Raw genomic sequence first — 12,732 nt, 5'->3', positions numbered from 1 at the left:
TATCGGCCGTGGCGTGATGCGGATCGTCACCCGGAGCCGCATACTTGCTCGCGAGATGAGATTCCCTTCCGTCACCTTGGCCATGTCCGTGCTTGTCGCGTCCTGCGCGCTGACGGTCGCACCCGCCTCGGCCGCTCCCGGCAGCGCAGATTTCTACACTGCTCCTGTCGCCGACCTCGAGGCCTTCGTGCCCGGGGACATCCTGCGTCGAGAGCCTGTGCGACAGCTCGACGTTCTGGGCTCACGCACCGAGCGCATCCTGTACCGATCGGCCGACCCCCGGGAGCGGGCTGTTGCCGTGTCGGGCCTTCTGATCACACCCGCCCTCGCGTGGCGGGGTCCTGGGACACGGCCCGTGATCGCTTATGCGCCGGGCAGCTACGGGACAGCCGATCGCTGCTCGGGTTCGTCCGAGCTGGGGCTGACAACCACGATGCCGGCATTACTGCCGCTACTGGCACAGGGCTATCAGGTGGTCACGACGGATTACCAGGGGCTAGGAACCCCCGGCGAATACGAGTTCCTGGGTAGAGTCGCCAGCGCGCGTGCACTGCTGGACTCGGCTCGGGCCGCGGCGAGCCGAACCGACGCGCCGATCGTGCTCTACGGATACTCGGCCGGCGGGGTCGCGTCGGCCGCCGCTGCGGAGCTCGCCTCCACGTACGCGCCCGACTTGTCGGTGGTCGGTGCCTTCGTCGGTGCCGCGCCGACCGATCCGGTGGTCCGCGTCGATGGCCAGGACGGTTCCGCGTGGGCCGCGACGATGCTGTACACGATCGACGGCATGATCGGAGCGCACCCCGAGCGGGCCGACCGGATCCGCGCCCTGTTCAACGAACGCGGTCGGGCAGCTCTGGATGCGGCGCAGGATTTCTGTACGACCGACGCGCTTGCGTACGGATCATTTCGATCCGAGGACTTGACTGCCGACGGCGAGTCGCTGGGCGCATCGATGACGGGTCCCGTGCTGGGGTCTCTGACGGCCGCGAACACCATCGGCTTCACGGCACCCGATCTGCCCGTGATGATCGTGCACGGCGTGAACGACAGCTCCGTCGACATCGAGCAGAGTCGACTCCTGGCGCAGCGTTGGCGCGCTGCAGGTGCCGTGGACATCACCGTCCGCGAGTTCGATTTCGGAACCGATCTGATACCTGCGTTCGACCACACGGCCTCGAACGTCGCTGCCTATCCAGAGTCGCTCGAGTGGATCGACCGACTGGTCGCGCGGGCGTAACTCGATGCCCGGCACATTGCCAGTGATGTAGATCACGCGTGACCGATGTGTGTTTGCTCCTGCTCGATTCGACTCATAAGGCGCAGCTAGCAGGTACACGTTCGTACCGAAATGCCCTGCTGCCTACGAGAAAGGATCAAGCCAATATGAACAGCGCTGAGAACGAGGTCACCGCATGAGCGGCCGCAGGAGTCTTTCCAGCCGACTCTTCGAGGGTCTGGGCCGCATCACATGGGGTTACGGCAAGCGAAAGCTGGAGGAACGGCGCGCAAACAAGCGCGGACGGCGATAAGCCGAACGGTGGGCGTCCGATTTCGGCACCCTCGATCGGTACGGTGCAGGGATGGACGGATTCGAGGTAGGCGACGGAGTCACACCGCTGAGCGGGCCCATGGCAGGTATGTACGGAACCGTGGTCTGGTTCTACGAGGAGAAGCAGCAGTTGCTCGTTCGTTTCGGCGCGTCGCAGCAGATGTACTACGCGGCCGGCGAGTTGAAGCGCTGGGGGGAGTAGCCCGCGCCCTGTGTCCCGTGCATCGGAATAATCGAATCTTCATCGATGCTGATGGAGGCGACCATCCCGAATCGAAAGGCCCCACCATGCATCTGGGCGTAGACAGCTTCGTCTCTTCCGTGACCGATCCGACCGACAACCGGGTGATCGCTCCCGAGGAGCGAATGGGCCATCTGCTGGAGGAGATCGCCCTCGCGGATCAGGTCGGGCTGTACTCGTTCGGCATCGGCGAGCATCATCGCAGCGAGTACTACGACTCGGCCCCGTCGATAATTTTGGCCGCCGCAGCCGCGCGCACCGAGAACATCCGACTCGGCAGCGCGGTCAAGGTACTCAGCGCAGACGATCCGGTCCGGGTGTTCCAAGAGTTCGCCACCCTCGATCTGATCTCCAAGGGCCGGATCGACCTGGTCGTGGGCCGCGGATCGTTCACCGAGTCGTTCCCACTGTTCGGCCTGGATCTGGCCGATTACGACTCGCTCTTCGCCGAGAAACTCGACCTTCTGCTCCAGATCCGCGACAACGTCGAGGTCACCTGGTCGGGTCGACACCGCCCGGCACTGAACCGTCAGGGTATCTACCCGCGTCCGCTGCAGGATCCGTTGCCGATCTGGGTCGGCGTCGGTGGGACGCCCGAATCCTTCGCTCGCGCAGGGCTTCTGGGGCTGCCCCTGATGATTGCCATCATCGGCGGAGAGCCGCGCCAGTTCGCCCCGCTCGTCGATCTGTACCGTCGCGCCGGAGCGCAGGCGGGACATCCGCCGGAGCAGCTGAAGGTGGGCCTGCACGTGTTCGGCTTCGTCGCCGAGACCACCACGGCCGCAGCAGACACTATCTACCCCGGCTGGAACGAGATGTTCACCAAGATCTCTCGGGAGCGTGGCTTCGCTCGGCCCAGCCGCCAGCAGTTCGACGCCACCTCCGGTCCCAACGGTGCGTTCTTCATGGGAGATCCGAAGACGGTGGCCGACAAGATTATGCGAGTGAGCGAACAACTGGGCGGCGTGGACCGATTGTCGCTGCAGATGACCAATCCGCGGCTCGCCCACAGCGACCTGCTGCGCGGGATCGAACTCCTCGGCACCGAAGTTGCACCTCTGGTGGCTCGGGCGTAGTTCACAAGCCCGAACTACCCGTCACACCGGTGGCCAAATGCCCTAGTGGTGTGCCGAGGAAGCGGCGATCGTAGAAGACGACGCAGAAACCGTCTTCGGCCAACGGAGGAACGATGGACCACACGATCGCGGCAACCACATTCGACGGACCGCTAGCGGTCGTGGTCGACGGTTCACCCACGGACAAGGGGGTGGCCGAGTGGGCGGCGCACTTCGCTCGAGCGGCATCGACATCGGTGCACCTCGTTCACGGTGCACCGAAAGACGAGTGGAGTACAGCGGTCGCCGCCGAGCTCGACACCACCGACTTCCCGACGCGGCTGCGGCAGGAGAGCGAAGGCGTACTCGCCCGCGCCGTAGACGTCGTGCACGGGGTCGATCCCCAGGTGACAGTGGAATCGGAGGTGTCCGAGCTGTCGGCTGCGCGGATGGCGAAGGCGCTGTCTGCGGACTCGGCGATGCTCGTCGTGGGCGCGTGCGAGTCGGGTCCGTTGCGCGACATCGTCTTCGGGTACTCGACGACGGCAATTGTCAATGCCGCGACCTGCCCCGTGCTCGTGTGGCACGAACGTGGCGATTCCGGGGGCGTGCCGGCCCCCGTCGCGGTGGGGGTGGATGGATCCGAACCGTCGAAGCGCGCACTGTCGGCAGCATTCGAACTGGCGAAAATTCTCGGTGCAGAGCTACTCGCCGTCCACGTGGGTGCCGTGCACGAAACCGACCAACTCGACTACGGCACGCCGGTCGACTGGCAGCACCTTCGTGAGGCAGAACGACAGTGGTTGCAGGCCAACGTTGATACCTACCGGGACAAGTATCCGTCGGTGCCGGTTCGGGCAGTGTCCGTCGGTGCTTCGGCGGCACACGAACTCCGGTCGATCTCCGCGACGTCCCGGGTGTTGGTAGTGGGCAGTCGCGGTCGAAACCGTTTCACCGCAGCGATTTTGGGATCGGTGAGCCAGAACCTGGTGCATCACGCCGAATGTCCGGTCCTGGTGGTGCACTGACAGCACCGCCTAGTTCGAGACCCATTCCATCTCGTCGACGCCTGCGACAGGCGTCAGCAGCGAGCGAATCTCACTCGCGTACATGGTGCGTTTGATGTCGCCCAGAACATCACCGCGCGTACCGACCAACGCGGCTGCGCGGGCGAGGGCGTCGTCGCGCAGACGCTCCGCAGTCGACACCGCGTCCACCAGTCCGAGCGCCATGGCGTCGCCACCGCCGTAGCGACGCCCGGTCGTCAGCGCCTCGTGGAAGGCATGCGGAGCCAATCTCGCCCGCACCATGTCGACGGTTCCCGGGCTGTAGGTCGCGCCGATGTTGACGCCGGGGAAGCACAGGAATCCGCGATCCGATCGCATGATGCGGTGGTCGTGTGCCATCACGAAGAATGCAGCACCGCCGTAGGTGTGCCCCTGCATGGCTGCGACGGTCTGCATCGGGAAGGTCAGAAAGCGCACCAACAGCTCCTGTACCGTGCCGATGAACCGGTTGATCTGATCGAGGTTCTCGGCCCCCCACGACAGGTCGACGCCCGTGGAGAAGTACTTGCCCGTTGCGGTGGTCACCAATGCGGCCGGTCCTGAGGACGCCTCGACCTCGTCCAGAAGCGCGTTCATTTCGGCAATCCAGTTCGGACCGATGCGGTTCTCGGTGTCGTCGACCCCTCGATTGCCGAGACTCAACACGAATACGTCGTCAACGCGATCCAGATATGGCATGTACCGAACGTACCCAGCTTTTCTTGTTCTCACTCACAACGGGAGAGGTCCGAAGGAGCGTCACGACGACGACGTGGCCGACTGCCGACGAATCAGTTCACGGTGACCGTAGGTGGCATCGAGTATGTCCTCACGATCGGCGACCGACGAACCCACCGCGCCGGCAACCGTACCGAGCGACGCGGCCAGCCAGGCGAGGGAGAAGTAGTCGCCCATCGACGCCGGACGACCGATCTGCTCGGTCAGGAACTCCGGTGAAATCACGACCGCCGCCGAGCCGAGTACCACCGCGAACAGCAGCGCGTACATGCACAGCGCGCCGGTGATGACCGTTCCCACGGTGGCTGCGTTGTACATCCAACGATCGACCGTGGAGCGGCGGAACGTCCGCTTCTCCCACAGGCCGTTGGGAAGAATCACCCACACCGTCATGGCGATCACAGCCGTGACTCCGATCATCGCCAGTCGACCCAGACTCATCGATGCCGCCATCTGCCAGATGCTCGCGTAGAACACGCCGAAGGCGGAGGCGGCACTGGCTGCAGCAAGCGCACTCGACAGAGTCGGCACCAATCGCCACGGTCGATTACATCGAATCATCCCCGACACCAACCTGGTTCGGCCGAAGATGCTCGACGTCAGCAGCACTTCGTCACCCTCGCCGGAGTCACTGGACGCCCAACGGGACTTGAAGTACCTCCTCGGAAGACGAGACGAGTCGTCGGCTTCGATCAACTCGTGCAGTACGGCCAACGCAGCCGCGACAGCGCGTCGCCGCACCGCCAGGGTGCCGAAGGAGGGTACGTACAGCGCTCCGGTCGTGCCGTCCCGGGTCTCGGCGATCACCGGGCGTGAACCCTGGCGGCGAGGTACCTCCGACACACACAACACGATGTCGTAATTGGCATCTGCTTTCACGGATGCAAGCCACTGTCCCAGCGGGGCCGCACCTGTCGCGGTAGGCGGAAGTGGAACCGATGCCCCTGATACGCGTATCTCGCGGCGCTCCCCGTCGATCATCGCGTGATCGGGCAACTTGGCGACGATGGCAGACGCGACCGTCGACGCAAATCCGTCATCGCTGACCACACCGACCGAGAGCGGCTCACCTTCCGCCTCGGTGTTGTCGCGGTCGTCGGGTGCATCCCGGTCCGCTGGTTGCGATCGATCGGATTTCATCCCGGTCGCATACCCGATGACGCTCGATGCACACCAACTCGCGTGCCTCGGGGAGCGAGATTAGTCGTCGCGCAGACCGGGTAGCGCTCACAACATCGAAGTAGTCCAGCTATGGGAGTTCCGATGCCGTCGAAGAAGAACGAGACCGAGGACCAGCCGCAGTTGAAGGACCAGGGCTTGTACGAGAAGCTCCGCGAGGAAGGCAACTCCAAGGAGAAGGCTGCTCGCATCTCCAACGCGGCCGCGAACAAGGGGAGGGGGCAGGTCGGAAAGAAGGGCGGAGAGTCCGGATCCTACGAGGACTGGACGGTCGACGAATTGACAGACCGAGCCAAAGAATTGGGCCTCGAGGGCTACTCGAAGCTGAAGAAGGACGAGCTGATCGACGAGCTTCGCAACCACTGACTCAATTCGGGCGCAGTGATGCGTAGTACTGCTGTTGTGATGGGTAGTAGTCGTCGAAGCTCGGCAACGGAGTGCCGTCTCTGGACGCGACGAGCATGTCCAGGTAGTACTCCCACCCCGGGCCGATATCGCCCAGGCCTTGGGTGCTCTCGCAATTGTGTACCAGGATCAGGACCGTCGACCCATCCTTCTCGTCGAGGCGAACCTCGAGCTGCCACTGCATCTCGTCGATCGTTCGCACGGCCAGTCGGCTGGGCCGCTCGCATGCTTCGACGGCCATGTCCGAGGCCGGCTCGCCCTCCTCGAAGCGCATCGTGACGCGAACGGTGTTGTCCGAGATACGCTCCCACGGCCCGAACCACAGCGCCGTTCGAGGCGATTCGGTGAGGCTGGCCCACACGTCCTCGCGCGGAGCGGCGATGGTCCTGGTCAATTCCAGAGCGAAGCCGCTGTCGCTGCTGCGCAGCGTGCCCGTGGGTGTCGGTTCCATCGACTGATTATGCGACTCCGGCGTGGCTGCCGTCGAGTAGGACTTTGTTCGTCGAAGGTCGGTGATCAACTCGGGTCGTAGAGCTTCTCCACCAACTCGAGGGTCCACAGCGCGGTCAGTGGTCCGCCGTCGTTGGTGAACTTGTCCGTCCTGACGATGCGGTCGTTGCGCACAGCCGGTAATCCGGTCCAGAGCGGATTGGCGTTCATCGCCTGCAGATCCTCCACCGACGTGATTGCGGCAATAATCGCCACGGCGTCGGATGCGGCGGTGACGTTCTCCGGTCCGTAGTCGATTTCCGGAGTGGCGGCGGTCCAGGCGGATCCGAAGCGGGCTCCCACATCCTCGAGCGCGATGGACGTCACCCGGTCACGTCCGATCGAGATCCCGCCGTTCTCCGATGTGCTGACCGGCAGGACGGCGGTATTGGCAATCTCAGCGGCGTACTGCGTCGTGAGTTCATCCACGCGCGTGGTGTATTCGTCGACTATTGCTCGTGCTTCGTCCTGGCGATTCAGTGCTGCACCGATCGATGCGACATCCTGCTGCCAGCTGACCCCGGTGCCGGTGGAGCCGACCGGCAACACCGGCGCGATCGCACTCAGCTGGTCGTAGATTTCTTCGACCACCTCGTCGCGGCCGATGATCAGGTCAGGATCGACGCGTGCAATGGCTTCGAGGTCGACGGTGTTCCGCGGATACAGCTCGGGCACTCCGGCTGCGAGCAGGATCCCCGTGGGCTCGGTCAGCGGGCCGGGAATTTCGGGCGGGGCCTCGGTTTCCACCGGAATCCCGACGATGGGCAAATCGAACGCGAGGGCGATGTCGAGGTCGCGTCGGCCGTCGATCACGACGACCGACTCGATTCGATCGGGTACCGCGACGGTGCCGAACTGCGTGGTGACCGAATGCGTCGCCGAGTTCGTCGCCGCCGGTTCTGTGCCGGCACCGCAGGACGAGACCAGGGTTGCGACAAGGACCGCGCCGAGGGTGACCGACAAGTGGGGGAGCGTCTTCACAACTTAAGTAAAGCAAACCTAATTTTTGGGCAACATCCAGGTCAGACGTCGAACTCCACCCGAACCGAGATCGGGTCGGTCTGCAACGCGCGGAAGCCGGCTTCGATCAAACGTCCGAGAACCGGATTGTTCGAGAAGGTTCGCGCTCGGAGGGCGACGTCGTCGTCGGGCACGAAAGTCGCTGTGCCGGTTAGCCATCGGGTGCCCGCACGTAGTCGGATCCTGGGTTCGTCGGTGATGTTCGCTCCCCAGCCGGATCGGGTTCCGTGCTGGGAGATCAGCCAGGCTCCGGTGTCGTCGAACACTGCCGACACCGGTACCTGCCGACGTAGGCCGGACTTGCGGCCGACGGTCTCGATATCGGTGACCAGAGAGGTTCGGACACCGATCGATGTGAGTCCATTGACGATCGGATTCGCAATGTGCTTGCCGATCCAGCGCTCGCGGCGGAATTTTGCCACTGCAGCGGAGGTGTCGGTCCGAGCGGCGCTTCGGCGGTTGCGGAACGCGTCCCAGCCGTTGCGCTGCATCATCGTTGCCGCAGTCTTCCATGCCGGACGGCTCGAATTCGGTTGCTGCCCAGCTCCGATGAGCTGCAGTTGGTCGGTGTGCCATTGCAGATCGAGAGCGCCGTTGATCTGCTTGAACGCGCCGGCCATCGACGGGACGCGCAGGGCCACGCGAGGAGATTCGACCCGATCCAGCGTGCCGTCGACCAGCGAGCTCGCGACGGCCGGGGCGAGGGCAGTCGGACGGCCCAGGCCGACCATGTCGCACTCGCCCGATCGCACTGCCGAACTCATCACCGAGCGGGTGCGGAAGCCCCCGGTGACCGCAAGTGGCACCGCTCCAGCCGCGTCGCGCACCGTTCGCGCGTACTCCAGGAATTACGCCTCACGATCGCGGGTGCTCGCGGTACCCATCATTGCGGGTGATTCGTAACTGCCACCGCTTATTTCGATCAGATCGATCGATTCTCGAACGAGATGCTCGACGGTGATGCGCGATTCTTCCTCGCTGAACCCGCCGCGCTGGAAGTCCGCCGAATTCAGTTTGATTCCCACCGCAAAACTCGGAGACACCGCTGCTCTGATTGCGCGGACCACTTCGAGGACGAATCGCATCCGTCCGTCTAGGTCGCCGCCCCAGGTGTCGTCGCGCCGATTGGACAGAGGCGACAGGAACTGCGACACCAGGTAGCCGTGCGCCCCGTGAATCTGGACGCCGTCGAAGCCGGCCGTCTCGGCCACGGCCGCTGCGGTGGCGAATCGTCCGATGATCTCGTGAATCTCGTTCTCGCTCAATGCCCGAGGTGCAGGAATTCCCGGGATATTGGGGGCGATGGCAGACGGTGCAACGGGCTTGGAGCGGGTGACGAGCGGGTTGGCCTGCCGACCGGGGTGATTGAGCTGCATCCAGATGGGGGCACCGCCGTCGGATGTTGCCTTCGCCCAACGGGCCAGCGCATCGCGGTCGCGGTCGTCCTCGATGACGACATTGCCCGGTTCGCCGAGATGGGACCGGTCGACCATCACGTTGCCGGTCACCACCAGGCCGTAGCCGCCCGCGCCCCACTGGCGGTACAGCGTTTCCAGGCGGGAGTCCGGGCCGTGCTCGGCGGTGGACAGTCCTTCGCTGAGAGCGGCCTTCATCACCCGATTCGGCAGGATCTGCCCGCAGGCGAGAGTGAGCGGGCTGTGCAGATCGATCACGTCGGTGTCGAGGGACATGGCGTTTCTCCGGTCTCGGGACTGCTGTTCCAGCTATGCTCAACAGCATAGCTACAGGGTGACTGTAGATGTAACGCGACGTCACGTCAACGATAGTGATGTTCTCACGGGAGGTTCGGATGGCGAGTCGAAGCAGCGCTCGGGACGACATGCTGCGCAGCGCTGCGTATCTGTTTCGCAGACGCGGCGTGGAAGCGACGTCGCTGGCCGACGTCATCGATCACGCGGGCGCGCCCCGTGGCTCGATCTACCACCACTTTCCGCGCGGCAAGCCCCAGCTCGTGGAAGAGGCGACGCGCACTGCGGGAGCCACCATGGGTGCGATGATCTCGGCCGGCCTCACCGCGGCAGGCCCCGCTGCCACCGTCCGGGCCATCATCGAAGGGTTTCGCGGAGAATTGCTGGCCACCGACTTCGTAGCGGGGTGTCCGGTCGCTCCCGCCGCGCTCGAGGGGCTCAATGCTCCCGGTGCCGTGACGGCGGCGGGTGAGTCGTTCTCCTCCTGGGAAGACACCATCGCAGCGTCGCTGTGGCAGCGTGGTGTCGCCCGCGAGCGATCTCACGCGTTGGCCACCTTTGCGATCGCGGCCATCGAAGGCGCGTTGATCGTGGCCAAGGCGCAGCGATCGATCACCGCACTCGATCGGACGGAGCAGGAGCTGCTGGCCCTGCTCGAGGCGGTCGTGGAGGTGTCGGCCGGCCGCTGACGCAGGCAGTGATGCGGCCATTGGTATTGCTATAACTACGAGTAACAGCTAACTTCCTCATCGGAACTATGCCGAACGTCATAGCCGAAGGGGAGTGTCATGTCGTCACTTACTACCTCGCGTCATCGAACAGGCAAGCCGCAGTTTCGTCGGCGATACCTCGCACTGCTCGTGATCTGTGTGGCCGAGTTGCTCGTCGTGCTGGACAACACCGTCGTCAACGTTGCACTGCCTTCCATGGGACTGCAGCTCCGTGCCGACATCAGCGGGCTTCAATGGGTGGTCGACGCCTACACGCTGACGTTCGCGGGGCTGCTGCTGGCATTCGGGCACCTCGGTGATCGCTACGGCCGCAAGAAGGTCATGGTCGTCGGGCTTGCCGGTATCGCGGTGATGTCGATCGGCGGTGCTGTCGCTGCCGATCTGGGGCAGGTGGTCGCGGCCCGAGCGGCAATGGGCGTGTGTGCGGCTGCGGTCTTCCCGGCGACCCTTGCCCTGATCATCAACATCTTCACCGACGCCAAGGAGCGGGCGCTGGCCATCGCGGCCTGGACGGCCATGGCCGGGTTCGCCATCGCCATCGGCCCCACCGCGGGCGGATTTCTGCTCGAGCACTTCTCGTGGCACTCGGTGTTCTGGATCAATGTTCCTGTGGCACTGCTCGTTCTGGTGGCCGCACTGGCCTGTGTTCCGGAATCGAAAGCGGAGCATGTCGGCAAGTACGACCCCGTCGGTATCGCATTGTCGCTGGCCGGCATCACCGTGCTGGTCTGGGCGATCATCGAAGCGCCGCACAACGGTTGGCTGTCTGCCATCAGCATCGGTGCGTACGCGGCCGGCTCGGCAGCCGTCGTTGCATTCGTCTGGTGGGAGCTGCGAACACCGTCTCCGGTGTTGGACCTGAATCTGTTCCGAAACCGGAGATTCTCACTGCCCGCATTGGCCATTGCTGTGGCGTACTTCAGTATGTTCGGCTTCCTCTTCATGATCACCCAGTACTTCCAGGGAGTGATGGAGCTGACTCCGCTGCAGTTCGGGGTGCACTCGCTGCCTTTCGCGATATCCATCGCAATCGGTGCACCGCTGGCCACGATCATCGCGCAACGCATCGGAACCACGGCCGTGATCGTCTTCGGGCTCGTGGTGATGAGTATCGGCATGTTCATCGCAGGTCAGGTGAAGGTCGAAACGCCTTATCTGGGGCCGGTTCTCGTGTCGATGATTCTGATGGGCCTCGGCCTGGCGATCGTGCAGGGCCCTGCCACCGAGTCGATCATGTCCTCGGTGACGCTCGACGAAGCAGGGGCGGGCTCGGCGGTGAACGACACCACCCGCGAGGTCGGCGGAACCCTCGGAGTTGCGGTGCTCGGATCGATCGTCGCGTCGATCTACACCGCGCAGGTCGGTCCGAAGATCGACGCGATACCCGACGCGATCATGGAGCCGTACCAAAAAGCGTTTGCTCGCGAAACTGTCGTCAGCGTCATCGAGATCGTGAAAGCGCCCACCAATCCGATCTTCGCGTCGCAGAAGGCCGACCTCGTCTACGCGATGAAGGCGGCCTCACTCGAAGGCTTTCAGCTCGCGTCGTTCGTCACCGTCGGGGCCGCTATGGCATGTGCGCTGACCGTCGCGCTGTTTCTGCCGTGGCGACGCCCCGAAGGAGACGGCGTGCTTCTCGCGTGGCGCGGATCGGAGAACGGCGACACGATCAGTTGAATGGCGTTCCGCCGGTGACGGCGATGGTCTCGCCGGTGATGTAGCTCGATTCGTTCGATGCCAGGAACACATAGGACGGAGCCAACTCCGCCGGCTGGCCGGCTCGTCCGAGCGGAACGGTCTCACCGAACTTCTCGTACTTCTCGGCTGGCATCGTCGCGGGAATGAGCGGCGTCCAGATCGGGCCGGGTGCAACAGCATTGACGCGAATGCCGCGCTCTGCAAGATCGCCGGCGAGGCCCTTGGTGAAGGCGACGATTCCCGCTTTGGTGGTCGCGTAGTCCATCAATTCCGGAGACGGATTCGACGCCTGAATCGAAGTCGTGTTGATGATCGTCGATCCTGCGTCCATGATTTCGGCGGCGCGTTTCGAGATCCAGAACAAGGCGTACAGGTTGGTCTTGAGCACCCGATCGAACTGCTCGGTGGTGATGTCGGCGATCCCGCCCATCTGAGCCATCTGGAATGCGGCGTTGTTGACGACGATGTCGAGACCGCCGAGTACCTCGGATGCGGTGTCGACCAGCTTCACGCACTGTGACTCGTCGGTGAGATCGCAGGCGATGGCTCTACCCGCGCGGCCTGCTCCCTCGATGAGGTCGACGGTGGCCTGCGCGTCGGGACCTTCGGATTCGAGGTGTGCGATGACGACGTCGGCACCCTCGCGGGCGAACGCAAGTGCAACAGCACGGCCGATGCCCGAATCGCCGCCGGTGATCAATGCCTTGCGGCCGTGCAGTCGATCCGATCCGCGGTATGAATTCTCGCCGTGATCGGGTGCAGTGACCATGTCGCGTGTCAGGCCCGGGTGGACGAGGCGACCCTGCTCGGCCCGATCTGGCAGTGGAAAAGCGGTGGTCGGGTCGGCTTTGCTGAACTGGTCGGACATTGTC

At 64.1% G+C, this 12,732-nt stretch carries 12 protein-coding genes and 1 pseudogene; 7 read left to right on the top strand and 6 right to left on the bottom strand.

The features are described 5' to 3' along the window. Positions 1–55: 55 nt before the first annotated feature. The 4 genes from MTX35_RS06290 to MTX35_RS06275 all read left to right on the top strand — a co-directional run bounded on the left by MTX35_RS06290 (position 56) and on the right by MTX35_RS06275 (position 3,873). Complete coding sequence (locus MTX35_RS06290) at positions 56–1,237, top strand: lipase family protein (protein WP_243594139.1); 1,182 nt, start codon at positions 56–58, stop codon at positions 1,235–1,237. Between the two features lie 343 nt (positions 1,238–1,580). Then, positions 1,581–1,751 carry a hypothetical protein gene (locus tag MTX35_RS06285; RefSeq protein WP_243594138.1) on the top strand — a complete coding sequence of 57 codons (171 nt, stop codon included), beginning with the start codon at positions 1,581–1,583 and terminating at the stop codon, positions 1,749–1,751. A gap of 86 nt (positions 1,752–1,837) precedes the next feature. Further along, positions 1,838–2,866 (top strand): LLM class flavin-dependent oxidoreductase, encoded by a 1,029-nt coding sequence (locus tag MTX35_RS06280; RefSeq protein ID WP_279393220.1) that lies wholly within the window; start codon positions 1,838–1,840, stop codon positions 2,864–2,866. A gap of 113 nt (positions 2,867–2,979) precedes the next feature. Continuing rightward, entirely contained in the window at positions 2,980–3,873 is an 894-nt protein-coding gene (locus tag MTX35_RS06275) for a universal stress protein (RefSeq protein WP_243594136.1), read from the top strand. Positions 3,874–3,882: 9 nt separating this feature from the next. Here the strand turns inward: MTX35_RS06275 and MTX35_RS06270 are convergent, their stop codons facing one another. Together MTX35_RS06270 and MTX35_RS06265 are read right to left on the bottom strand one after the other, a co-directional pair. Beyond that, positions 3,883–4,590: an enoyl-CoA hydratase/isomerase family protein gene (locus tag MTX35_RS06270; protein ID WP_243594135.1), complete on the bottom strand. Its 708-nt coding sequence runs from the start codon at positions 4,588–4,590 to the stop codon at positions 3,883–3,885. Between the two features lie 60 nt (positions 4,591–4,650). Beyond that, positions 4,651–5,769 (bottom strand): hypothetical protein, encoded by a 1,119-nt coding sequence (locus MTX35_RS06265; protein WP_243594134.1) that lies wholly within the window; start codon positions 5,767–5,769, stop codon positions 4,651–4,653. Between the two features lie 123 nt (positions 5,770–5,892). Between MTX35_RS06265 and MTX35_RS06260 the strand changes: the two genes are divergently transcribed. Further along, a complete protein-coding gene (locus MTX35_RS06260; RefSeq protein WP_243594133.1) occupies positions 5,893–6,174 on the top strand; it encodes a Rho termination factor N-terminal domain-containing protein in 282 nt (93 codons plus the stop codon). Between the two features lies 1 nt (position 6,175). Here MTX35_RS06260 and MTX35_RS06255 read toward each other — a convergent pair whose 3' ends face one another. The 3 genes and pseudogenes from MTX35_RS06255 to MTX35_RS25640 form a co-directional block, all read right to left on the bottom strand. Further along, positions 6,176–6,664, bottom strand: coding sequence for an SRPBCC domain-containing protein (locus MTX35_RS06255; RefSeq protein ID WP_243594132.1), 489 nt, complete (start codon positions 6,662–6,664; stop codon positions 6,176–6,178). Positions 6,665–6,729: 65 nt separating this feature from the next. Beyond that, on the bottom strand, positions 6,730–7,683 hold the full coding sequence (locus tag MTX35_RS06250; RefSeq protein WP_243594131.1) for an ABC transporter substrate-binding protein: 954 nt from the start codon (positions 7,681–7,683) through the stop codon (positions 6,730–6,732). Between the two features lie 41 nt (positions 7,684–7,724). Continuing rightward, positions 7,725–9,413 (bottom strand): annotated as a pseudogene (locus tag MTX35_RS25640) (nitroreductase family deazaflavin-dependent oxidoreductase). Positions 9,414–9,532: 119 nt separating this feature from the next. Between MTX35_RS25640 and MTX35_RS06235 the strand changes: the two are divergent. Both MTX35_RS06235 and MTX35_RS06230 read left to right on the top strand, forming a co-directional pair. Beyond that, complete coding sequence (locus MTX35_RS06235) at positions 9,533–10,120, top strand: TetR/AcrR family transcriptional regulator (RefSeq protein ID WP_243594129.1); 588 nt, start codon at positions 9,533–9,535, stop codon at positions 10,118–10,120. A gap of 99 nt (positions 10,121–10,219) precedes the next feature. Further along, complete coding sequence (locus MTX35_RS06230; protein WP_243594128.1) at positions 10,220–11,839, top strand: MFS transporter; 1,620 nt, start codon at positions 10,220–10,222, stop codon at positions 11,837–11,839. On the opposite strand, the gene MTX35_RS06225 is transcribed toward MTX35_RS06230, so the two are convergent. Next, positions 11,832–12,728, bottom strand: coding sequence for an SDR family oxidoreductase (locus tag MTX35_RS06225; RefSeq protein WP_243594127.1), 897 nt, complete (start codon positions 12,726–12,728; stop codon positions 11,832–11,834). The genes MTX35_RS06230 and MTX35_RS06225 overlap by 8 nt on opposite strands. Positions 12,729–12,732 lie beyond the last annotated feature (4 nt).

The organism is Rhodococcus sp. ARC_M12, assembly GCF_022810385.1.
In the GTDB taxonomy this organism is placed as follows: domain Bacteria; phylum Actinomycetota; class Actinomycetes; order Mycobacteriales; family Mycobacteriaceae; genus Rhodococcoides; species Rhodococcoides navarretei.
This window is presented reverse-complemented; position numbering and strand designations above follow the sequence as displayed.